The following is a 22,606-nucleotide window of genomic DNA, read 5'->3' as shown; positions in this document are numbered from 1 at the left end:
GCGCTACTCCCGTTCGGCAAACATCTCGCGCATCATCGGTTGCAGGTGGACGCCGTAATAGGCGAGCACGTCCCAGTCATTGGTGCGTTCGTAGTGGGTCACCAGGCTTTGCCCGTCCCACCGGTGCAGGGCATAGCCCGCAGGCTCAGTGGTGATCAGGGCGCGATTATCAGGTTTCGTCACATCCACCTCGCGCAAATCGAGCGAGACCAGCGGCGCGACCGAAGGCGTGACACAGACCGGCACACCATGGAACCGCGTTGAAATCGGACGGTGCAGGTGCCCGCAGTGGATCGCCAGGATCTGCGAATGCCCGGCAATCGCCGCCGCTAAGTTGGCGATCCAGTCTTCCCCGGGCGCCGGGTCCATCCAGTCGATGCCGGAAACGACTGGCGGGTGGTGCATGAACAATACGGTCGGCGTCCCGGGATGAGCATCGAGCTGCGCCCGCAGCCAGTCACGCCGCCGGGTGCAGAAAGCCCCGCCGTGTCGCCCGGGTTCGAAACTGTCAAGCATCAGGATGCGCAACCCCTCCTGTTCGATTGCGTACTGGATGAAACCGTCTTCATTCGGGGTGGCAGGGAAAGCGGCGAGCAGCCCTTCGCGGCTGTCATGGTTGCCGGGAATGGCATGGATCGGGAATGGGCAATCCTTCAGCAGGTCGGCCGTCTTCTCGAAGCTTTCCCGATCGCCATGATCCGTCAGATCGCCGGTCAGCAGCAACAGGTCGATCCGGTTGGGGGCGGTCAGCAGCCGTTCCAGCGTCCGGCGGAACCGGATCCGGTTCAGCTCTTCCGGACGCGCATCGGGATCGAAGCCGATATGGATATCGGTCATCTGTGCAATCAGCATCGGCCGGCCCCTTTCCCCATGCCTCAACCCGGCTTCCGGCCGAGCAATGCCACCGTGTCCCGTTTGCGGGTCGGGTGATTGTCAGGGAGGCTGCCCTTCTTCGGGTGATACGAATGGCACATCGCGCAACTGGAAGGAACCTCGGCCTTGCGGGCATCTTCGCCAAGGTGGCATTCGCGGCATACTGCAACTTCCGGCAGGAGCAGGTCGTTCGACGTCTTCGAGGTATCAGCCTCGTGGCAGGTCGAACATTTTTCCTTGTCGTGCTCCTTGTGATCGAACCAGCCGTTGAGCAGGTAGGTGCTGCGCAGGTGGACCGGCATCACGTCCAGCCGCCCGTTGGTCGAGGTCGGATAGTGGCATTCGCCGCACACGCCATCGCGGGACAGCGCCTGGTTGATGCCCACCAAGGTGCGCTGCGGCCGGCCGAATTCCTGGAAATAAACCCCGCCCACGCCGAATTCGCCGGGACGCCGGCGGTTGCTGACGATCGGGCGGCGCGGCGCCCGGTCCATCGCCGCCAGATCTGCCCGCAGCTGGGCCACATCACCGTGGCGCAAGGTGCGGAAAGTGGGGCCGACCTTGTCATAGACCAGGCTGTGGCAGCTCTCGCAGTCCTCTTCCATGTCGACCGGCAGGAAGCCCGCCTTGTCGGCCGTGGGAGTGTGGCAATCGGCGCAGACGAGCTTGTCGCCATAACCCTCTTCTGCCCCGAGATTACCCGCCATCCGCGCGACCCCGCCGCGTGGATTGAGGTGCAGTTCATGCGGGAAGCGCAGGCCGTGCTGTTCCACCGGCTTCTTGTCCAGCGGCAGGCGCTGGGTCGTCTTGCTGCCCAGTTGCGGGTGGAACACGGCCTGGAGCTGCGGGTGCGCAGTGCCGAAGTCGGCGGCATTGGCCAGCTTGGTGTCGGTCAGGCGGCTGTCCATCCCGTCATGGCAATCGGCGCAGAACTGCTGCGGCGTTGCGGCCATCTTGCCCGCCCCTTCATGCTCGGTGTGGCAGGTGGTGCAGGAATTCTGGCCTTCCTTGCCGAAGGTCTCTGCCACACTCCACAGCATGGCGTCGAACGGGGCGAGCGGTCCGAGGCCCTTGTTCTGCCGGTCGATCTCGGCATGGTCGCCGATCTTCTCGTGGCAGGTCAGGCAGGTCTCGTCGCGCACGGATTCGAACGGCTTGGCGTGGCAGGCTTCGCAATTGTCCTCCAGCCCGTGGTGCGCCTGGCTCAGCTTGCCGGTGCTCCAGCTGGCGTCCCATTTGGTCGCCCCCGGGATCCGGTAATTGGGCTTCACCGGCTCGCGGCTGAGATTCGAGTAGATCGGCACGGCGAGGAAGGCGAGGAGGATCAGGCCGAGACCGACCCAGGCCATCGCCCGTTTGCCCGGCATGGCGTTCGACAGGGCAAAACTGCGGACGACATCGCCCGCGCCTTCGTTGTCGATGACCTGGCGAACCGTGATTGTGACCGGTTCGCTGCCATCCTGCGAAACTGTCAGGCGGTAGGTGCCGAAAGCGAATTCGTGCCCCGCATGGGGATCGAATTCGGCCTGCATGATCTTGCGCCCGTCCATCGTGAAGCCAAGCGTGCCGACTGCGGTGATCCGCAGCCTGCCATCGGCCACAGGCTCAATCTGCGCGTGTTCCTGTTCCACCGCCAGATCGGGCAGGTGCAGCGTGTTTTCCGCCGCGCGCCCGATGCTGACCGATGCCGCTTCGATGGGCCGGTCGCGCACGATCTCGCGCCCGTCGGCGGTGAAATCGATGGTTCGGATCAGGAATGCCATGGTGCGCCCCTCACCAGTAATAGAACACGCTGATCACGTGCGCGGTCAGCGCGGCGAGCAGAGCGATCGTTGCGGGTATGTGGATGTAGAGCCAGACCTCGAGCCGGGCGCGTATCTTCATCGCGCGGCGGATCTGGTCGAGCTGGGCCTTGCGCCGGCCGAGCAGGGTACGGACCCGGTCCTCCGTCTCGTTCGGGTTCATGCCGACGCCGAAGTTCTGCAGAGCCCAGGTGGTGCGGCATCCGGGATAGCGGCCGGTCAGGCGGGCGACGACGCCGGGCGCAAACACGTCTTCTTCCAGCGCGGCAATCACGAGGTCGGCGCGGGCCCGTTCGAGCGGCTGGGCAGCACTGTCGAGCTGGCGGTCAATAGCCTCGAGCGCCTCGACCATCTGCGCGCGTGTCATCTCCCGCGCATTGTTGCTGAGCGCGGCCGGGAGGACAGAATAGACCACAACCCCGTAGATGCCCGATCCGATCACCAGCATCATCAGCCCCCAGGCGAGGGTATGGACGTTCCATCCCAGCTGGAAACCGGTGTGCAGAGTGCCGATCACGATCAGGGCAAGGCCAAGATAGACATGCGCGCTGGTCCAGGCCTTCAGGCTCCAGCGGCCGCGCGTCATGTTGCGCTTGCGGATGCCGAGCAGCGACAGCCAGACGATCAGCAGCAGGCCGATCGTGCCCAGGGTATAGCCATACCAGCTGCCACCATTGTGGCGCGGCTCCACATCGATCAGGAAATAGGTGGCGAAGGCCGCTACGCACAGGAAGGTGGCTACCTTCAGCCAGCGCATGCGTTTGTGTGACAGGAAGCTTTCGTGATCGGTATCGCGCCGCTTTTCGTGGAAGGCGAAGTCCCGTTCCTGCACCGAGGCCATCAGTCAGCCTCCTCGGTCAGCTTGGTGAAGGTGAGGAACTTCTCCGGCGCGACGCGGATCGCCGCCCCGGTCGGGCAGGCGCGGACGCAGGCCGGCCCGCCCTCGATGCCGGAGCACATGTCGCACTTGATCGCGACCTTGGGTGCATCCTTGTCGAGCTTCTTCTTGCGCCATGCATAAGGCGCCTCGCCCGGGCCGGGGCCGGCACCGAACAGCAGCCAGCTCAGCAGCGACGGCTTGGGCGGCGGCTTGGCGTCCATCCGGATCACGCCATAAGGACAGTTGCGCTGGCAGTTGCCGCAGCCGATGCAGGTCTCGTCGATGAAGACCTCGCCGTCGGGGCCGCGCTTGATGGCGTTGGGCGGGCAATCAGCCATGCAGTGCGGGTGCTCGCAGTGGCGGCAGCTGGTCGGTACGTGGAGGTGGGCATAAGTGCGCCCGGCTTCCCGGTCGAGCCGGCTCAGTCCTTCGTGGCTGTCGGCACAGGCCTTTTCGCAATTGTCGCAACCGACGCACAGCTTCTCGTCGATCAGGAGCACGTCAGTTGCCTCGCCCAGGCCGTTGTCGACCAAGAACTGCGCGGTCTGCGAATACATGTCGACCGCGCCGGAGAAGCCCTGTTTCTGCGCTTCGATGAACCGGTTGATCTCGCGCCGCCCGGCCATGTCCTTGAGGATGCGCTCGCGCAGGGCAGGCTTGTCGTCCAGCAGGCGGCCGAATGCTTCGCCCGGGAAGCGGATGACCTGGCTCTTGATCGCGGCCTTGACCGTGGCGGTGCGTTTCGACCGGTCGATCACTGCCATTTCGCCGACATAGGACCCGGCCGGCAGATAGGACAGGAACACCGGATTTCCGCCGATCTCCTTTTCCACGATCATCGAGCCGCGCTGGATGATGTAGAAATCGGTGTCGTCCGCTCCTTCCTCGATCACCTTCTGACCTGCGCGAACGTCGACCGTCTGCGCCGCTTCCACCAGCTCGGTCAGGTCGGCGGGTGTCAGACCTGAGCCGAACATCTGCAGCAACTGGCGCTCGGTCGTGATCCGGTTGACCGCGCGGCCCGCCGCCGGGACGGTGGAGATGAGCTTGAGCGCGGCGTTGCGCGACAGTTCCATCACCGTGGTCGGCTCGGCCGCCCGGATGGTCGACCCGCGCCGCCGACCGGAAATCAGGCCGACCTCGCCGAAGATCGAACCCTGCCCGATCGGGACAGTGACGGAGGGATCATCCGGGTTGATCTCGACTGCCACCGAACCCTCGGCAATCGCGAACATCGAGGATCCCGGATCGTTGCGGACGAAGATCACCTCGCCCGCCCCGAAGTGGGTGACCGTGCTGTCGAGCATCAGCTCGCGCATCTGCAGGGGTGACAGTTCCTGCAGGATCACGACGTTCTGGCGGAAGGTCTCGAGCCATTCATCTACCGAGCGGTTGCCGGGCAGGCGGGCGAACTTGTCGGCCAGGATCGGCTCGTCGGCGGGCTTGAGGTCGCGGTTGCCGTTCAGGAACTCGATCACGTCGAAGCCCTGGTTCATGCAATGCTTGATCAGCGGATAACCGGCCAGTGCGCCGATCACGTGCACGCCGGGTACGGTTGATTCAAAGGTGGGCGAGAGGACCGGATAGGCCACCCGGTCCGGGCTGGTGAACTGGACCCCGGTGCCGGGCGCGATCGACTTGCGCCCGTCCTTGTCCTCGAACCGGGCGCAGATGCCCTCGACAAAGGCGCGCGGCGGGGCCGAGCCCATCCGCGCGATCACCCGGTCGCACGGCGCAAGCACTTCCCCATCGCGGGTGTCAAAGATGATTTCGCCCTTGTTGATGGCCTGGGCGGTGGTTTCGACCAGCACCGTCATGCGGCCTTCGGCCTCCATCGCCCGCAGGGCCGCCACGTTGGCGGCCTTGGCGGTGGCGAATTCGGGCGAGCGGTTGATGATGGTTACGGTGTTGCGCTGCTGCGGATCGGTGGCGAGGCCGATCGCATTCTCGATCCCGGCATCGCCGGCACCGATCACCACGATGTGTTCGTCGACATATTCGCCGGGGTCGTCGAGCTGGTACTGGACGGTTGCGCCTTCGCCGACCGGGCAGCGCACCAGGTTCGGGTTGCCCTGGGTGCCGATGGCCAGCACGATTGCTTCGGCCTCGACTGTCTGGCCATTCTTCAGGGCGATCCGGAAGTTGCCCTTTTCGCCGGTAATCGCGCTGACCTCGGCGTTCAGCATCACGTTGACCTTGTGGCCATCGATCTGTTCGTCCCAGATGCCGAGAATGTTTTCGCGCTTGCCCGCCTCGAAATCGAGGTCGGAGCGCAAGACCAGGTTGCTGGGCGTCGCCATCACGTGCTTGCCCTTCTGGTATTTGTAGATCGTGTCGGAGAGGTGGTCAGTCTTTTCCAGCAGGACATGGCTCATCCCCAGCTGCGCTGCACGCGCCGCTGCACTGAGCCCCGCCGGGCCTGAGCCTACAATTGCTACTTTGAAGCGATCCGGCATCCGCTACCCCCGCTAGCGATCCCGCGACACCGTCTGTTCTGTTATCGCCCGCATCCTAGGCATTCGCCCCCGAATTGCCAGCGCCAATTGCCCGCCCCCCTCGCCGATGCTAGCCCGTGCGCATGGACAAGACTGAATCTGCCCCCGAGCCCGCGAACGGACAGGCCGCTTCCCGGCTTGGACTGGGTATCCTGCTGAGTGCTGCCGTGCTGGCAATTGGCGCCGTTGGCTACCGTGCATGGGACACGGGGGCTGGCGAACCGCAAGCTGAAGCAGTCGATTCGTCCCAACCCTTGACGATCGCCGAACTGGAAGCGCGGGCCAAGGCGAGTCCGCTTGACTCGGCTGCTTGGGAAGAGCTCGGTTTTGCCTACTATGCCGACGGCCAGTTCGAGCAGGCGGCGAGAGCGTATCGCCAGGCAGTGGAAGGTGATCCCGAGTCCGCTGAGCTATGGGCTGCGCTGGGGGAGGCAAGGGTGCTCGCAAGCAAGGACGATCCCATGCCGCCGCTCGCGGTGAGCGCGTTCAAAAAAGCTGTGCAGCTGGACCCCAAGCAGCAGCGTGCGCGTTACTACCTGGCCGCCAGGCGCGATCTGTCGGGCGATCACGAAGGAGCAATCGCCGAATGGGTTGCGATCCTCGCTGAAGCGCCGCCCGGCGCGGTGTACGAGGAAAATCTGCTGCGTACGATCCGCCAGATCGGCAAGATCAACAACATCGAGGTCGAAAGCCGTATTGCCGCTGCGACTAAGAACCGGCCCGATGTTCCGCAACTGACGGCGGGCGAAGCTATTCCTGGTCCTACCCGCCAGCAGATCGATGCTGCCCGCGCCATGGCGCCGGGTGAGCAGCAGGATATGGCGGAAGGCATGGTCGCGCGGCTCGAGGAGCGTTTGAAGAGCGAGCCGGCCAATGTTGATGGCTGGGTCATGCTGATGCGCAGCCGGGTCACGCTGGGCCAGCAAGACCGCGCCAGCAAGGCGCTGAAGGATGCGATTGCGGCTAACCCGCAAGCCGCTGACCGCCTGCGCCAGGAAGCCCGGGTGCTCGGGGTATCCTGATCGCGCTGCTAATCGCCGGGCTTGGCTGAAGGCGGCTCCACTGCCATCGTGACCTGCTGATGCGAACTGATGGCCATTCGGAAGCCGAGCACGGCCAGGGCGCTGGAGGCGAGTACGGTCAGGGCCGCACCATTCAGTCCGTTCCAGTCCATTGCCATGCCCAGCAGGGCAAGCGCCAGCACCGTCGGCACTGCGCGGATCAGGAATGCGGTACCGGCTCGGCCAGTCGAGACAAGCAGCGACTCAAGGCTTGCGCCGATCAGCTCGATTGCCCCTGCGACGGCCAGGATGACCATGGCCCAGTAGACCACGCCGAATGCTTCCCCAGCGATGGCTTGAAGTCCCCAGCGCCCGAACACCAGCGCGAAGGAAACGGCCAGAATCCCGCCGATCATCGAAATATTGGCCATCCGCCGGGCCATGCCGTGTGCGGCTTCCTGAGCATGGACCAGTTCGGGGTAGATCGCTTTGGAAACAGCCTGGGCCAGGTGGACCAGCGCCTGACCGAGCTGGGATGCGACGCGGAAGCCGCCCGCCAGCTCCGCGCCGCCGATCGCGCCGACCAGCAGGACCATCACTTGTTTGCCGGCAATGTTGAGGCTGCCGGTCATGTTGGTCGACCAGACGAAACGCCATGCATCCGGATGAAGGCGGGGAATGCGCCGCAGGCTCACTTGCGCAAGGTCGATGCGCTCCTCGCGAGCAGCAAGGATCCAGAGCGCGGCAGCTACGGCCACTTCGGCTGCGGCCCAGGCGAGAATGAAGCCGGTCACGGTGGGCAGGAAGATCGCGGCCAGGCCTGCGCCGACTACCCGGACGACCGGCTGGACCGCCTCGGCCGCCGTGGCCATGCCAAAGCGGAAGCGCAGGCGCAGCACGCCGATGGGTGTTGTGCGCAGGGCCAGCAGCGAAACGAGGCAAAAACCGAAGGCGAGCCACAGCAGATCTCGGGGCAGGGGCAGCCAGATCTGCGCGGCCCACACCAGCGCCGCCGCCAGTACAGAGCCCATGGCCACGCTGAGCAGATCGAGCGCCATGGCAAATCCGGTCGCCTTGCCCGGGCCGTCAGCGGCTGACCCCCAGCGCACCACGAATTGCCATGTCTGGAAACTGGCAAGCCCGGTCACGGTCTGCCCCAGCGCAATGATCAGTGCGAACGCTCCGAAACCCTCCAGGCCAAGGGTGCGGGTGGCGAGGGCAAGATAGACCAGGCTGAGCACCGCGTTGACTGCCCGACCGCCGAGCAGCCAGCCGATATTCCGGAACAATCGCCCCATGGTGTCCCCGCCCCGCCGTTCAGGCGGATAGCGCAGTCCGCCTGGCGAGCAGCCGTTCGGTCACCTCGAATGTGCGCTGATTATCGACGTCGATGGCGAATTCTCCGTTCGACATCACGATCGGCACCATCGGGAAACCGAACCGCCGGGATACCTGCGCAAACAGTTTCTCCTTGGTCGCCGAGCCGAGATAGAAGCGGAACAGGTTCAGCACGCCGAACGCCTTGACGATCCGGCTGGGGAATTTGACGAACTGGCCCCCGCCGCGCATCACCTCGGTCGCCACGAGCGCGGCCCGGTCGCCCACCCAATAGGTGTTGCAGTTGGAATACCCGCCGTCCGAGAATTGGTAGAACCGCGCCTGTCCGTCCGGATCGGCTGCAATCACATCGTCCTTGCGCGCAAGCGCGGCGGCGGCACCGGCTTCGGCGGCCAGCGCCTTGTCGACAAATTCGGCATAGCCTTCCGGGGTCACGAGGCAGTTGTCGGCCGTGGTGATGAGCAGGGGGAACTCCGCCCCCTCAGCGCCCGAATAGACGCTGTCCACCAGATTGAAGGCTCCAGGGCGAAAGGACAGCCGGCCTTCCTGCTGCAACTGCGTTACCAGCGGAATGGCGGCGATCTCGGCCGGTTCATGCGCGACCACCCGGATCTTGCCGATCCGTACGCAGGCGGCAAGAGCGGCAATGACGTGTTCGATCATAGGTTTGCCGCAGACGGGCACGACGCATTTCTGGCTAACCCCCGCGCGGGCGGCGAGTGGATCGAGCGTGCCGGAGCGTCTTCCGGCCATCACGAGGCCTGTCACTCTCATGCCCGCAGCAATACCGGCAAATCGGCGCGGCGAAAAGCCCGCGAACAGGATTTGTCATGAACGTGCGCCAGATGAGGGCAGGTCCAAGGACACGAGTCCAGGAGAATCAGAGCGTTGTGATTACCGCCGAGAAATCGAGCCCGCCGTTTTCGGCGGCAAAGGCTTCGTAGATTGCCCGCGCATGGTCGCCGAGCGGAGTGGTGGCACCCGAAGTCTGCGCCGCTTCCATTGCCAGCTTGAGGTCCTTCAGCATCAGCGCGGTCGCGAAGCCGCCCTGGTAACCGTTGTCCGCCGGGGTCACCGGCCCGACTCCGGGGACCGGGCAATAGCTGGTCATCGACCAGTTCTGGCCCGAGGAAACCGAGGAAATGTCATAGAAGGTCTGCGGGTCGAGCCCGAGCTTCTGCGCCAGCGCGAAGGCTTCGCAGGTCCCGATCATGTGGATGCCGAGCAGCATGTTGTTGCAGATCTTGGCCGCCTGCCCGGTGCCCGCGTCCCCGGCATGGATCACCGCCTTGCCCATTGCTGCAAGGATCGGTTGGGCCCGCGCGAACGCCTCTGCCGTGCCGCCGACCATGAAGGTGAGCGTACCGCCGTTGGCCGCCGCAATCCCGCCGCTGACCGGCGCATCGACCATGGCATAGCCTACGCTGTCCGCCGCCGCGATCACCTCGCGCGCAGTGGCGACGTCGATGGTCGAGCAATCGAGCAGCAGGGCGCCTTGGGGGGCGTGTCCGATCACGTCATTGGTATAAACCGCTTTCACGATTGCCCCGTTGGGCAACATCGAGACGACCGCATCGACGCCTGACACAGCTTCTTGGGGATCGGTGAAGGTCTCGCAGCCGTTTTCCCGTGCGGCGGCAAGCGCCGCTTCAGCAAGGTCGAACGCGCGCACATCGTGCCCGGCCTTGACCAGGTTCGCGGCCATCCCGCCGCCCATGTTGCCGAGTCCGATAAAGGCGATTTTCATTTTTCGATCCATTCTTTGCCAGCCGGAGTTAGGACAAAGGCGGGCTCGAACATTCCTTGGGGCTTTGCCTCAAACGCAAGCAAACCTTTCTGATACAGCTTCGCGATGACATACTTGTCCATATGCCAGCGACCGCGCGGTTCGAGCCTCAATCCCATTGCCGGTAGCCGATCACCCGCCTCCACGGCATTGTCGCCATTTGCGATCCGCAGATACGTTCGAAGGAGGCCTTTTGTGCGGGGTGTCTCGCCAACCCCATCGTCGAGCTTATCAAGCCACCAGTCCAAGGCTGCTGCCTCGCTTCTAGTCTCGTCCTGAACCTTCGGCTCATAAGCAACTTCATGACCTTGGTCGCCCAGCTCAGAATGGTAGATTCTCAAAGCCTCATGATGTCGTAGCTTTTTCATATCAGCGACCCTTCCACTGCCCCTCACGTTTCTCGATGAACGCCGCCATGCCCTCAGCCTTGTCCTCGCTCGCGGTGAGGATCTGGAAGATCCGGCGCTCGACGATCAGGCCCTGATCGAGGGTCATCTCGAACGCGCTGTTGACCATCTCCTTGTTGGCAATCGCCGCCATCGGCGGCATTCCGGCGATTGTTGCTGCGGTCTTGAGCGTTTCGGTGATCAGGTCCTCGTGCGGCACCACGCGGGCGACGAGGTTGCTGCGTTCGGCTTCTTCCGCGCCCATCATCCGGCCGGTCAGGCACATTTCCATCGACTTCGACTTGCCGATGGCGCGGGTCAGGCGCTGGCTGCCGCCCATGCCGGGGGCGACGCCAAGCTTGATCTCCGGCTGGCCGAATTTCGCCTTGTCCGATGCGATGATGAAATCGGCCATCATCGCCAGTTCGCACCCGCCGCCCAGCGCAAAGCCGTTGACCGCCGCGATCCACGGCTTGCGGGTCTTCTTGACGATCTCGGACGTCCAGGGGCTGAAGAAATCGTCGAGGTAGAAATCGGCTGCTGGTTTCTCGCTCATTTCCTTGATGTCTGCCCCGGCGGCAAAGGCCTTGTCGCCCGATCCAGTCAGGATCGCGCAAAGCTGGCTGTTGTCAGCCTGATAGGCGGCAAAGGCTTCGATCAGTTCGGCCAGGACCTTGCTGTTGAGCGCGTTCAGGGCCTGCGGGCGGTTGATGGTCAGCAGGGTCACGCCTTTGGTGCCCCGGGCATCGGTTTCGGCGGTGATGGTTTCGTAGGTCATTCAACACTCCATTGTCGTCATTGCGAGGAGCAAACCGACGCGGCAATCCAGAGCCGTTTCGCGCTCCGCTCTGGATTGCTTCGCTTCGCTCGCAATGACGAAGGGGGCAACCCGCAATAGTCTCAGCCGAGCGGCATCCATTCCTCGCCTTCGGGCAGCGGAGCGAAAATCGCGTCGAGCAATTCCTCGCTTACTTCCTCGGGCGTGGCAGGATTCCACCTGGGCGCATTGTCCTTGTCGACGATCACCGCGCGCACACCTTCGGCAAAATCGGGGCGCACCAGCACGCGGGCAGCGATGCGGTATTCCATCCGCATGTTGTCGGCAAAGTCAGTCAGGGCGGCACTCTCGGCCAGTTGGCGCAACGCGACCTTGCAAGTCTGCGGGCTCTTGGTGCGCAAGGTGGCCAGTTCCTTGGCCGCCCACTCGGTATCATCCAGCTCGAGGCTGGCGAGAATGTCTTCGTAGCGGTCGGAGGCAAAGTGCTTCGCAATCGCTGCCGCATTGCCTTCGATCCGGGCCGGGGGCGGAGTAACGGCCAGCGCGGACAGCACGCCGCCCGGTTCATGACCGTGGGCGATCCGTTCCTTCGCTTCCGCCAGCGCGTCGCTCGGCAGATAATGCGTGGCAAGGCCAGCCCAGAGGCATTCCGCGCCGTCCAGCCGCGCGCCGGTCAGCGCGAGAAATTGCCCCATCCGCCCCTGCAGGCGCGAGAGGTGCCAGCCGCCGCCAACATCGGGAAACAGGCCGATGCCGGTTTCGGGCATGGCGAAGCGGGTGTTCTCGGTAGCCACCCGGTATTTGGCCGGCTGGCTGATCCCCACACCGCCGCCCATCGTGATGCCGTCCATGAAGGCCACGATCGGCTTGGCATAGGTGAACATCTGGTGGTTGAGCTGGTATTCGTCGTGGAAGAACTTGCGGCCCGACACCCCGCCATCGTTGAGTGCGGAATTGCGCAGGAAGGCTATGTCGCCCCCGGCGCAAAAGCCTCGTCCTTCCGAATGGTCGAGGATCACGGCCTTCACCGCATCGTCACCGGTCCATTCGGTCAGCGCGGCGCTCATCGCGTGGCACATCTCCAGCGTCAGCGCATGGATTGCCTTGGGCCGGTTGAGGGAGAGCAGGCCGACACAGCCTTCGCGGCGGATCATCATTTGGTCAGTCATGCAAACCTCCGTTCGCATCGGGCGAAGTCGAGAAGCGGGGCAAATCGTGTCTCGATTTCGCTCGACACGGACGGATTGCGGGCGCTCTGCATCATTGGCGCAGCAGGTCCCTTCCGACGATCATCCGCATCACCTGGTTGGTCCCTTCCAGGATCGAATGCACGCGCAGGTCGCGCCAGAAGCGCTCGATCGGGTAGTCTTTCAAATAGCCGTAGCCGCCGAACAGCTGCAGCGCGTTGTTGACCACGTTGCTGCCACTGTCGGTCGCCAGCCGCTTGGCCATGGCGGAGAAGCGGCTTTTGTCGGGCGCGTTGTCGGTCACCTTGGCGGCGGCGAGATAGAGCAGGGCGCGGGCCGCCTCCAGTTCCGTTGCCATGTCGGCCAGCATGAACTGCGTGTTCTGGAAGTCGGCCACGGGCTGGCCGAACTGCTGGCGCTCCTTGGTATACCTGATTGCCTCATCGAGGCAGCGTTGCGCGCCGCCAAGCGAGCAGGCACCGATATTGAGCCGCCCGCCGTCCAGCCCCATCATCGCAAAACGGAAACCCTCGCCCTCGTCGCCGATCCGATTGGCAGCCGGCACGCGGGCATCCTCGAAGATCACTTGTGCTGTGGGGTTGGCATTCCAGCCGAGTTTTCTTTCTGGCGTACCGAAACTCAGCCCCGGGGTGTCCCGGTCGATCACCAGGCAGGTAATGCCTTTGGACTTGTCGTCGCTGGTGCGGACCATGGTCACGTAGACATCGTTGACCCCGCCGCCTGAAATGAACTGTTTGGTGCCGTTGAGAACGTAATGGTCCCCATCCAGCTTTGCGCTGGTCCTGAGCGCGGCAGCATCAGAACCGCTGCCTGGTTCAGTCAGGGCATAGCTGGCAATCTTGTCCATGCTGACGAGGTCGGGCAGGTAGCGCGCCTTGACGTCATCTCCGGCGAATTGGTCGATCATCCAGGCTGCCATGTTGTGGATCGAGATGAACGCGCTGGTGGACGGGCAGCCATAGGCCATCGCTTCCATGATCAGCGCCGCTTCCAGCCGGCCAAGGCCGATCCCGCCCGATTCCTCGCTGACGTAGATTGCGCCGAAGCCAAGCTCGGCGCTGCGCTTGATCACGTCGCGCGGAAAGTGGTGCTGCTCGTCCCATTCGGCGGCGAAGGGCGTGATATTGTCGGCGGTGAACCGCTGTGCCACCTCCTGGATGGCGAGCTGGTCGTCGTTAAGCTGAAACTGTCCGGTCATGCGGCCCCAATAATGGCTTCAGCTTCGATTTCCACTATCCATTCCGGTCGGCACAGACTGGCCACGCCGACCATGGTGGCGGCGGGGCGAGCCTTTCCGAACCAGCGTGCGTGGACTGCGCCCACGGCCTCCTGCTCCTCGATCCGCGTCAGGAACATGCGGGTGCGCACCACATCATCGGCGGTTCCGCCCAGTTGTTCAATAGCGCGGACGATCAGGGCGCAGCACCGATCAGCCTGCGCGCTGGAAGAGCCGGGCGTGGTCGATCCGTCATCCTCGATCGGGCCAGTGCCCGCCACGATAATCCGGTTTCCGACGCGGACCGCCCGGGAGAAGCCAAACTGCGCCTCATACGGTGAGCCCGAACTGACATATCGCCTGGTCATCCGGCGCACTGTTTCCGGGGATATTCATCCACGTCGGCCGCAGCATCGGCTTCCGTGATGTGCAGGCGCTGGCCATCGTCCCTGAGCAGAAGGCGAACCGACTGCTCCCACGTCTCGCCTTCGCCCTCCATTGCCAGATCGACCACAGTGGCATCCCCCTCCTTGCGCACTGACTCAACCTGGCCGACCGATTCGTAGAACTCGAACCGGTCCTGGCTGATGGCCAGACGCATGTCGGAGGCCGGATCGCACGTGCCGTGTTCGTAGTCCCACACCCCGATCAGTGTCTCCGGAATGGGTGCAGCTGGTGAGCCGGCATCTGGGTTGGTTGGGGGTGTGGCGGGTGAAGCTTGCGAGAGGGGAGCTGGCGGCAGCGACTTGTCTTCCTCCGCAGGCTCACCGCCGCAGGCAACAGTACTCATGACGAGCACTGCCAGAATGGCAGGTCGCGTCTGGTTCCAATTGGGTTTTGTCATTTCTCCGTCGCCTCCGTCGACTTCGCGACCTGTTGTTCGAACAGGCATGTTGCCATTGACCGGGTGATCCACAAAGGTGAAAGCGGCGGCGCGACCGAGCGTTCCCGCGCTAGGGGGGGGGGGCTGCCCCCGGCGAGGCGCATTCGATGCATGGTCCAGCTGAAATCTTGCCACCGGCACAGGAAACGCCAAAAACCCGGCATCGATGCTTGACCGCTGCCATGGCATACGGCAATCGACGCTCCGTCGGCAGCCGACTGGCGCGCGGGTGTAGCTCAATGGTAGAGCAGAAGCTTCCCAAGCTTACGACGAGGGTTCGATTCCCTTCACCCGCTCCACCAGTCTTCGAGACCTTTCCCTGACCGTCGTGGCGATTGCGCCCTTTCTTTTCAATTCAGGCCTCTGTCACCCCAGAGGGGCGGCCTGGACGACATGGTCGTGGACCCGCGTCAGTTTCACCGCCCACGAGGTGGTGAAGCTGAGGGCACTCCGCCCGAACGTGACCGAAATCGTCTGCGAATCTGGCCGTGCGTTTTCGGTGGATGCAGGACGACGTGGCTATCGACTTGCGCTGACCCGTGTGCGGCGCTGCAAGGGGCGTCGGCGGAGTGGGCTCACCCCATCGTCGGGATGATGAAGGCGTTGCTACCGTCTCCGCCGCCATCGGGCCAGCGCTGGGTGACCTTCTTGAGCCGGGTCCAGAACCGCAGGCCTTCCATTCCGTACTGATCGGTGTCGCCAAAGCCGGAGCGCTTCCACCCGCCGAAGCTGTGATAGGCGACTGGCACCGGGATCGGCACGTTGATGCCGACCATGCCGACATTGACCCGCGCTGCGAATTCGCGCGCAGCGTGGCCGTTGCGGGTGAAGATGGCGACACCATTGCCATACTGGTGCTCGCTCGGCAGGCGCAGCGCCTCCTCGAAATCCCTGGCGCGGACGATCTGCAGGACCGGGCCGAAGATTTCTTCCTGATAGCTGGTCATCTGCGGGGTGACATGGTCGATCAGGGTCGGGCCGATAAAGAAGCCCTTTTCGTGACCCTGCAGGGTAAAGCCGCGCCCGTCGATCACGATCTCGCCGCCCTCGGCTTCGGCGGTGGAAATCCACTGCTCAACCCGCGCCTTGTGCTCTGGGGTGACGACCGGGCCATAGTGGGCTTCGGGATCGTTCGACACGCCGACCCGCAGCGCGTGGATCGCCGGAATCAGCTTTTCCTTGAGGCGTTCGGCCGTGTCCTCACCCACTGGTACCACCACCGGCAGCGCCATGCAGCGTTCGCCCGCAGAGCCGAAGGCCGCACCGGCGAGATCGTTCACCACCTGATCGAGATCGGCATCCGGCAACACGATGCCGTGGTTCTTGGCCCCGCCGAAGGCCTGCACCCGCTTGCCGCCCGCGGTGCCGCGGCCATAGATATACTGTGCAACATCGCTCGAGCCGACGAAGCTGATCCCGGCAATGTCGGGATGGTCGAGGATAGCATCGACCATTTCCTTGTCGCCGTGGACCACCTGCAGCACGCCTTCGGGCGCGCCGGCTTCCAGCATCAGTTCGGCAAGGCGCACGGGCACGCTCGGATCGCGCTCGCTTGGCTTGAGGATGAAGGCATTGCCCGCTGCGATGGCCATGCCGAACATCCACATCGGGATCATCGCCGGGAAGTTGAACGGGGTAATGCCCGCGCCAATGCCGAGCGGCACCCGCAGCGAATATACGTCGATGCCGGGCCCGGCTCCAGGGGTATATTCGCCCTTCAGGGCTTCCGGTATACCGCAGGCATATTCGATCACCTCAAGCCCGCGCTGGATATCGCCGTGGGCGTCCTCGACCACCTTGCCGTGCTCGCTGGCCAGCAGTTCGGCCAGGGCTTGCTTGTTTGCCTCGACCAGTCGCTTGAACTCGAACATCACCCGGGCGCGCTTCTGCGGGTTGGTCGCGGCCCATGCGGGCTGGACCTGCTTCGCCGCATCCACCGCGCGCTGCAGCACCGCCGCATCGCCCAACGCCACCTGCGCCTGGACTTCACCCGTCGAAGGGTTCCAGATCTGGTGCGTGCGCGCGGCGGTGCCGCCTGCTCCCCCGACGATGAAATGATCGACCTGGCGCATTGAAATCTCCTGCCTCTAAGCTTTGCGCTGTCTCTAACCGCGCCCATCCCGCACGCAAGTGCTGCGGGACAATAGGAGCTGTGCGATAGGCGGGAAGGTTCGGCGCAGCACCTGCACAAAAGGCGAGGGATCATCTGGCCAGCCTGGGCGATCAGGCTTTGTCAGGCACGCTTTCTCTGGTTGCGAAACCCTGCCATGCACAGGTTGCTGGCATCCAGCGCGGGGCTGAACAGATACCCCTGGCCCAGCCTGCAACCCATCCTCGAGACCATGTCCAGCTGTTCGGGTGTTTCGATCCCCTCCGCCACCACCTCGATATCCATCTTGTTGGCCATCGCGATCAGCGCCCCCACGATCGTCCGGGCCTGGCGATCCCGGTTCATCGACTGGATGAAGGTCTTGTCGATCTTCACCTGGCTGATCGGAAAGTCGCGCAGGTGTGACAGCGACGAGAATCCGGTGCCGAAGTCGTCGAGCGCGATATTGACCCCTTCCTTGGCCACGGTCTGGAGCACCCGCCGGACCGTATCGGAATCGTTCACGAGCAGCATGGTTTCGGTAATTTCCAGCGTGATTCCACGCGGATCGATGCAGGCACCTCTGAGCGTATCGAGAAACCTGTGCGCGAAATTCCGGCTGAGAAGGTCGTTCTCGGTAACGTTAAGGCTGATCGTGCCAAGCTGTGGGCATGCCTCGCGCAGACGCGTGAAATCGGTGCAGACGAAGTGCAGCATCCTTTCAGTGATTTCCCGGGCCACGACCGGGTCCAGCAAGGCCGGCAGAACCTGGGTGGCGGTCAGCTTGTTGCCCGCGCGGGTATCGATCCGCATCAGCGCCTCCATCCCCACGACCGACTCATCATCCAGGTCAATGATCGGCTGATAGGCGGCGAACAGCCGGGCTTCCTCGATCGCCGACCGGACCTGTCTCAGAGCGGAAACCCGGGCGACGTTATCCTTCTCGAGCGACCGCTGGTAGAAGTGGAACGAGCTTCGGCCCCTCTTCTTGCCATCGTAGAGGGCGAGGTCGGCGCGCCGAAGCAGTTCCTTCGTGCCCATTCCGTCCTCGAACTGGGCGATGCCGCAGGTGGCACTCAGTTGCAGCTTGTGATCGGCCACAGCGACGATCGTCTGGATCGTCGCCAGAGCACTCTCCACGATCTGCTCGATATCTGTCTGACTTGAGCCAAGCGGCGGGAGCAGGGCGAATTCGTCACCTCCCCAGCGAGCGAGGACTGCGTCAGGCGGGACACTCTTCTGCAGCCTTGCGCTCATCTCTTCGAGCACCACATCTCCGATCAGGTGACCGCAGTAATCGTTGATGTCCTTGAATCCGTCGAGGTCGAACAGCACCAGCCAGAGTGCCTGGTTGCACTGCTTGTGCGCCCTTATCCGGTCCTGCAGATTCCGGTCGAATGCGCTTCGGTTGAACAGGCAGGTCAGGCTGTCGTAGTCAGCGGCCCGCTTCATGGCGAGGTGCGCATGATGCGCTTCGGTTATGTCCTGCACCACGCCGACAAGGCGGGACTTGCCGTTTTGCTCGCACGCCAGTCTCTCGCCGACGCAACGGACGCGCTTTACCGCGCCTCCCGCCACGATGAGGTCGCTTTGGTAATCGAACGATTCCCCTGTTGCAGCTGCGTTCTGCAGCGCTGTCTTGATGCGGGGGTGGTCCGACTGGTCGTAGAGCGCCAGCGCCCGCCGCGTATCCAGCGGATCGCCCGCGCAGATTCCGGAAAGGTCATAGAGATGGTCGGAAAATACCAGCTCGCCGCTTTGAAGGTCGATCTCGAATGAGCCGATCTTGCCAACCCGCTCCGCCTGCTGAAGCAACTGGTTGCTCTTGCGCAGGGCCAGGCTTTCACTCAGCATCTGGTCGTTGAGCTGGGTAACTGTGCTGGTCTGCACATGTGCTGCGATCAGGTCTTCGATGACGTGAGCCAGACGCTCGAGCTGACGCTGATCTTCAAGGCTGAATTGCCTCGGTGCATCATGCGCGACGCACAGCGCCCCCAGTGCTGTACCTTCCGGTCCGAACACGGGGAAGCCCATGTACGCACGAAGGAAGGGTGGCCCCGTCACCAACGGGTTGGAGGAGAAGCGGGCGTCCTGCTGCGCGTCCTCGATAATCAGGCAGGCACTCTGCCTGATGGTGAGATTGCAGAACGCATCCTGGCGGGGCGTTTCCTTCAGTTCGCTGCCGACCGCCGACATGAACCACTGACGCTTTTCATCGATGAGAGAGAGAAAGGCGAAACGGCATTCGAACATCTCGGAGCAGAGGGTCGTGATCCGGTCGAATGTTTCGCTGCGCGGCGAGTCGAGCAGCTTCAACGCGTGCAGTGTGGCAATCCGGAAAGTGTCTGCATTTGGCATGAACGACATTGAGTGTTTGTTCCCTGTCATGGAGGCCTTGCTGAATTTCCCGTTAGGCCTGACGCCCGGAAGATTGCGTTGCGCACCGTCTAGTAGTTTTCCGCAATCGATGCCGCCTGGGCGAACCGCCTCCAATCGGCCTGCAGTCGGCGGGCGCGCTTATCCGGCTTGTGAGCTGGCATTCAGCCTATAGAAAGGTGGCCGATAATATCGGAAGTTGCCCCTCGGCCGGCGCAAGCTATGCAGATATACATATTCTGCACTGCTGCTTTCGATGCTATTGATATGATAGCATAAACGTCACCCGCCCACCCGTTACGATCGGATAATCATGAAGCAATCGGGTGTAGCCGGCGTAGGGCTTGGCAGCCAGTTCGACAGCGCAGAGCTGGGGCTGATTGTCGAGGATGCGGCGTCAGAGATATATCTGTTCTCGGCCGAAGACTGCCGCTTCCTGCTGGTCAATCGCGGAGCGCGGGAGAACCTGGGCTATTCGATGGTTGAACTGGAGGCGATGACGCCCTGGGATATCAAGCCGGAGGTATCCGAAGCACAGTTTCGCGACATGATCCGTCCGTTGCATGATGGAACGGCGCAGGTGCTCGATTTCGAGACGATCCACCGCCGCAAGGATGGCACTGACTACAGGGTGGAGGTGCGCCTGCAACTGGTGACGAATGGCTCTGGCAAAGTCTTTTTCGCGGCGATCCGTGATGTAACCGCGCGCCACGAAATGGCCGAGGCCTTGCGGCGCAATGCGGAACTGCTGGAAGATGCGCTCCGCGTGAAGGACATGCTGCTGCACGAGGTCAACCACCGGGTGAAGAACAGCCTGCAGACGGTCATCTCCCTCCTCCAGATGCAGGCCGGGCAGGCTGACGACGAGCGCCTGGCGGCGGACCTGGGTGAGGCGCAGAGCCGGGTCGAAGTCATCGCCAAGATCCATCACAACCTCTACGCCACCAGCCAGCATAACCGGATCGACTTTTCCGCCTACCTGACCGGCCTCGCCAACGACATCGTCATGAGCCACGAGGGTGAACGGACCGTCACCCTGTCGACCGATGTCGAGCCGGGCATCGATCTGACCCTCGACCGGGCAGTTCCGCTGGCACTTGTAGTCAGCGAAATCCTGGTGAACGCCATGAAATATGCGTTTGTGGGGCGGCACGGCGGGCGGATCGGAATTGCCGTCCGCAAAAGCAACGACAGCATCGTGCTTGAAATTGCCGATGATGGGGTCGGGTTTCCGGGGGAACTCGGCAAGACGGAGCGGACCGGGATCGGCAGCCGCATCATTCGCGGGCTGACCGCGCGCCTGGATGGCACAGTGGCCGTGGCCAGTGCGGGCCCGGGCGCGATCTTCCGCATCACCGTTCCCGCATGATCTGACACGGCGCCTTCGGTCGGTCGCAAGCCTGAAACGCTTCGTGCCCGCCGTCTGTTGCCAGCCGGAACGGTTATCTCCTGCCAGACGATTGTCTGGCAGAGGAGACCGGAAATGAAGCCCAACGGTAGCAAAGACGCCACGCATATTCTGACCGAAGACCATCGCAAGGTGGAGGAGCTGTTCTCACAGTTCGAAAGCGCTTCGGGACAGCGCAAGAAGGCTGAGATCGCCAACCAGATCTGCAACGAGCTGAAGATCCACTCGATCATCGAAGAAGAGATATTCTACCCCGCGCTTGACGGTAAGATCGACGAAGACCTGCTCAAGGAAGCCTACGTTGAGCATGATGGCGCCAAACTGCTGATCAACGAGATCGCAGCAGGCAGCCCTGACGAGGAGTTCTACGACGCCAAGGTGACCGTGCTGCAGGAGCAGATCGAGCATCACGTCAAGGAAGAGGAAAAGCAGCGCGACAACATGTTCCAGCAGGCGCGCGCGGCCGACATAGATCTGGAGGCTCTGGGCGAGCAGATGCTGGCCCGAAAGGAAGAACTGATGCGCATGGCGGAACAGCAGGGCTTGCCGCCTGCGGAAATGCGCACGGCTTCGTGATCTGCGGCCATGGTCCGCAACCCGACCGGGCTTGATGCCGGCGCAGACCGTGCGTTCCAGGAGAAAATCTGGGTCGCGGTCCGCGTCGGCTGGGTGGCCATGCTGGGATTGTTCGTCGCCGCGCTCTTGGGGTTCTCAGGGAGCGGCGGACCCTTTTCCTCGCAGGTCCTCCGAACGGACACGGGCAGGATCGAACTGCCCGCGGTGACGCGCTGGGCGGCGGCAGACAGCATGAGCGTACAAGTCAACGATCCTGCGGAAACTATAAGAGTCACCGTGCCAAGTGAGTTCGGGCAGATCTTCGCCGTGGAATCGGTGCATCCCCAACCCACCGAGGTAAAGACCACCGCAGACGGAGTTGTATTCAGCTTTGCCCGCGAGGGGCGGCCGCGACGCACATCGATTGATTTCCAGGTGAGGGCATCGAAGCCATGGCGGCGGCAATCGCTGGGAGCGTTTGCAATCGACGGAGCGCGTTCAAAACCCAGTTCCGTGACGGTGCTGCCATGAACGGGGAACCGTGATGGAGAGCGTAGTTCGCGGGATGGCGATTTACCTGGTCCTGCTTGTCATCATCCGGGTGTCGGGCCGCAGGACCATGGATGAGGCGACACCGTTCGACTTCGTCCTGTTGCTGATCGTTGCAGAGACGACCCAGCAGGCCCTGCTCGGCGATGACTTCTCGATCACCAACGCGGTGGTGCTGATCGTGACCTTGTTCCTGATGGATATTGCCTTGTCCTACCTCACCGGCTGGTTCCCCCTGTTCGGCAAGGTGCTGCAAGGCCGTCCGACTTTTCTGATCCACGACTGCACAATCGACCAGCGTGCCTTGCGGAAAACCCGCATGAGCCTCGACGACATCATGGTGGCGGCTCGTGCCCAGCACGGCATCGAGTTTGTCGAGCAGATCAAGCATGCCGTGCTGGAAACTGACAGCGGCATAACGGTCATTCCGCGGCCGCAGCAGGAAGGAGCCGCGAACTGAGAATGGACCAGCCGACGAGCTTCGACACCCTGCTTTCACCGCAAGCGCGGGATCTGGCCCGCAAGCTGCTGGAATGCGCTGATGCCGGGGATCACAGCATTGCCACTGCGGAGAGCTGCACGGGCGGGCTGCTCTCAACCCTGCTTACCGATCTTCAGGGACTCAGCCACCGCTTTGAATGTGGCTTCGTGGTCTATTCGGACGATGCCAAGGTGCAGCTTCTGGGTGTTTCGCGCGGCCTGCTGGACCGGGATGGCGCTGTCAGCCGGTCAGTCGCCATCGCCATGGCGGAGAGCGCAGTGGCGAGGTCGGCGGCGTCCATCGCTCTGTCAGTCACAGGTTTTGCCGGTCCGGGTGGCGATTGCGATGAAGAGGGGCTGGTCCATTTTGCCGTAGCCGTTGATGGGGCGCCGACCAGGCACCACGAGGCCCATTATGGCGCAATCGGGCGGGACGGGGTGCGCGCCCGGGCCCTCGAAGAAGGCCTGGACCTGCTGCTGGCAGCCGTTCATTCCCGCTGAGG

General features: G+C 63.3%; 21 protein-coding genes and 1 tRNA gene. 7 read left to right on the top strand and 15 right to left on the bottom strand.

Annotated features, from left to right (window positions below):
- Nucleotides 1-3: 3 nt before the first annotated feature.
- From U4960_RS15485 to U4960_RS15470, 4 genes are read right to left on the bottom strand one after another with little or no spacing between them, the layout of a single operon-like run.
- Nucleotides 4-852 (bottom strand): metallophosphoesterase, encoded by an 849-nt coding sequence (locus tag U4960_RS15485; protein WP_324261502.1) that lies wholly within the window; start codon nucleotides 850-852, stop codon nucleotides 4-6.
- 23 nt (nucleotides 853-875) lie between these two features.
- Nucleotides 876-2,636, bottom strand: a complete 1,761-nt coding sequence (locus tag U4960_RS15480) for a cytochrome c3 family protein (RefSeq protein WP_324261501.1) — start codon at nucleotides 2,634-2,636, stop codon at nucleotides 876-878.
- 10 nt (nucleotides 2,637-2,646) lie between these two features.
- On the bottom strand, nucleotides 2,647-3,516 hold the full coding sequence (locus U4960_RS15475; RefSeq protein ID WP_324261500.1) for a hypothetical protein: 870 nt from the start codon (nucleotides 3,514-3,516) through the stop codon (nucleotides 2,647-2,649).
- Nucleotides 3,516-6,011 (bottom strand): cyclic nucleotide-binding domain-containing protein, encoded by a 2,496-nt coding sequence (locus U4960_RS15470; protein ID WP_324261499.1) that lies wholly within the window; start codon nucleotides 6,009-6,011, stop codon nucleotides 3,516-3,518. The genes U4960_RS15475 and U4960_RS15470 overlap by 1 nt, the downstream gene beginning before the upstream one ends.
- Before the next feature lie 122 nt (nucleotides 6,012-6,133).
- On the opposite strand from U4960_RS15470, the gene U4960_RS15465 reads away from it, so the two are divergent.
- Nucleotides 6,134-7,072 carry a tetratricopeptide repeat protein gene (locus tag U4960_RS15465; RefSeq protein ID WP_324261498.1) on the top strand — a complete coding sequence of 313 codons (939 nt, stop codon included), beginning with the start codon at nucleotides 6,134-6,136 and terminating at the stop codon, nucleotides 7,070-7,072.
- An 8-nt stretch (nucleotides 7,073-7,080) separates the two neighbouring features.
- Here the strand turns inward: U4960_RS15465 and U4960_RS15460 are convergent, their stop codons facing one another.
- The 9 genes from U4960_RS15460 to U4960_RS15420 form a co-directional block, all read right to left on the bottom strand.
- Nucleotides 7,081-8,349 carry a lipopolysaccharide biosynthesis protein gene (locus U4960_RS15460; protein ID WP_324261497.1) on the bottom strand — a complete coding sequence of 423 codons (1,269 nt, stop codon included), beginning with the start codon at nucleotides 8,347-8,349 and terminating at the stop codon, nucleotides 7,081-7,083.
- Nucleotides 8,350-8,368: 19 nt separating this feature from the next.
- Complete coding sequence (locus U4960_RS15455) at nucleotides 8,369-9,163, bottom strand: NTP transferase domain-containing protein (RefSeq protein WP_324261496.1); 795 nt, start codon at nucleotides 9,161-9,163, stop codon at nucleotides 8,369-8,371.
- Between the two features lie 106 nt (nucleotides 9,164-9,269).
- Complete coding sequence (mmsB, locus tag U4960_RS15450) at nucleotides 9,270-10,136, bottom strand: 3-hydroxyisobutyrate dehydrogenase (RefSeq protein WP_324261495.1); 867 nt, start codon at nucleotides 10,134-10,136, stop codon at nucleotides 9,270-9,272.
- Nucleotides 10,133-10,543: a hypothetical protein gene (locus tag U4960_RS15445; protein ID WP_324261494.1), complete on the bottom strand. Its 411-nt coding sequence runs from the start codon at nucleotides 10,541-10,543 to the stop codon at nucleotides 10,133-10,135. The genes mmsB and U4960_RS15445 overlap by 4 nt, the downstream gene beginning before the upstream one ends.
- Nucleotide 10,544: 1 nt before the next feature.
- On the bottom strand, nucleotides 10,545-11,339 hold the full coding sequence (locus tag U4960_RS15440) for an enoyl-CoA hydratase-related protein (RefSeq protein WP_324261493.1): 795 nt from the start codon (nucleotides 11,337-11,339) through the stop codon (nucleotides 10,545-10,547).
- A 122-nt stretch (nucleotides 11,340-11,461) separates the two neighbouring features.
- Nucleotides 11,462-12,508: an enoyl-CoA hydratase/isomerase family protein gene (locus U4960_RS15435; protein WP_324261492.1), complete on the bottom strand. Its 1,047-nt coding sequence runs from the start codon at nucleotides 12,506-12,508 to the stop codon at nucleotides 11,462-11,464.
- A gap of 91 nt (nucleotides 12,509-12,599) precedes the next feature.
- A complete protein-coding gene (locus U4960_RS15430) occupies nucleotides 12,600-13,745 on the bottom strand; it encodes an acyl-CoA dehydrogenase family protein (protein WP_324261491.1) in 1,146 nt (381 codons plus the stop codon).
- Nucleotides 13,742-14,131 (bottom strand): RidA family protein, encoded by a 390-nt coding sequence (locus tag U4960_RS15425; protein WP_324261490.1) that lies wholly within the window; start codon nucleotides 14,129-14,131, stop codon nucleotides 13,742-13,744. The genes U4960_RS15430 and U4960_RS15425 overlap by 4 nt, the downstream gene beginning before the upstream one ends.
- Nucleotides 14,128-14,607: a hypothetical protein gene (locus U4960_RS15420; protein WP_324261489.1), complete on the bottom strand. Its 480-nt coding sequence runs from the start codon at nucleotides 14,605-14,607 to the stop codon at nucleotides 14,128-14,130. Before U4960_RS15420 ends, U4960_RS15425 begins: the two co-directional genes overlap by 4 nt.
- A 264-nt stretch (nucleotides 14,608-14,871) precedes the next feature.
- Here U4960_RS15420 and U4960_RS15415 point away from each other — a divergent pair.
- Nucleotides 14,872-14,945: transfer RNA gene (locus U4960_RS15415), tRNA-Gly, on the top strand.
- Between the two features lie 276 nt (nucleotides 14,946-15,221).
- Here U4960_RS15415 and U4960_RS15410 read toward each other — a convergent pair.
- Both U4960_RS15410 and U4960_RS15405 read right to left on the bottom strand, forming a co-directional pair.
- Nucleotides 15,222-16,718: a CoA-acylating methylmalonate-semialdehyde dehydrogenase gene (locus U4960_RS15410; protein WP_324261488.1), complete on the bottom strand. Its 1,497-nt coding sequence runs from the start codon at nucleotides 16,716-16,718 to the stop codon at nucleotides 15,222-15,224.
- Nucleotides 16,719-16,879: 161 nt separating this feature from the next.
- The gene (locus U4960_RS15405) at nucleotides 16,880-19,228 is read right to left on the bottom strand and encodes a putative bifunctional diguanylate cyclase/phosphodiesterase (RefSeq protein WP_324261487.1); all 2,349 of its coding nucleotides are present in this window, start codon (nucleotides 19,226-19,228) and stop codon (nucleotides 16,880-16,882) included.
- Nucleotides 19,229-19,424: 196 nt separating this feature from the next.
- Here U4960_RS15405 and U4960_RS15400 point away from each other — a divergent pair, with 196 nt between their 5' ends.
- From U4960_RS15400 to U4960_RS15380, 5 genes are all read left to right on the top strand, one after another.
- On the top strand, nucleotides 19,425-20,480 hold the full coding sequence (locus tag U4960_RS15400; RefSeq protein ID WP_324261486.1) for a sensor histidine kinase: 1,056 nt from the start codon (nucleotides 19,425-19,427) through the stop codon (nucleotides 20,478-20,480).
- A 114-nt stretch (nucleotides 20,481-20,594) separates the two neighbouring features.
- On the top strand, nucleotides 20,595-21,095 hold the full coding sequence (locus U4960_RS15395) for a hemerythrin domain-containing protein (protein ID WP_324261485.1): 501 nt from the start codon (nucleotides 20,595-20,597) through the stop codon (nucleotides 21,093-21,095).
- Between the two features lie 9 nt (nucleotides 21,096-21,104).
- Nucleotides 21,105-21,605, top strand: a complete 501-nt coding sequence (locus tag U4960_RS15390) for a hypothetical protein (protein ID WP_324261484.1) — start codon at nucleotides 21,105-21,107, stop codon at nucleotides 21,603-21,605.
- A gap of 13 nt (nucleotides 21,606-21,618) precedes the next feature.
- Complete coding sequence (locus tag U4960_RS15385) at nucleotides 21,619-22,083, top strand: DUF421 domain-containing protein (protein ID WP_324261483.1); 465 nt, start codon at nucleotides 21,619-21,621, stop codon at nucleotides 22,081-22,083.
- A 2-nt stretch (nucleotides 22,084-22,085) separates the two neighbouring features.
- A complete protein-coding gene (locus tag U4960_RS15380) occupies nucleotides 22,086-22,604 on the top strand; it encodes a CinA family protein (RefSeq protein ID WP_324261482.1) in 519 nt (172 codons plus the stop codon).
- The last annotated feature ends 2 nt before the right edge of the window (nucleotides 22,605-22,606 follow it).

It is taken from the genome of Altererythrobacter sp. H2 (assembly GCF_035319885.1).
Classification (GTDB): domain Bacteria; phylum Pseudomonadota; class Alphaproteobacteria; order Sphingomonadales; family Sphingomonadaceae; genus 34-65-8.
The sequence above is the reverse complement of the archived record's forward strand: the minus strand, read 5'-3'. Positions and strand labels throughout refer to the sequence as shown.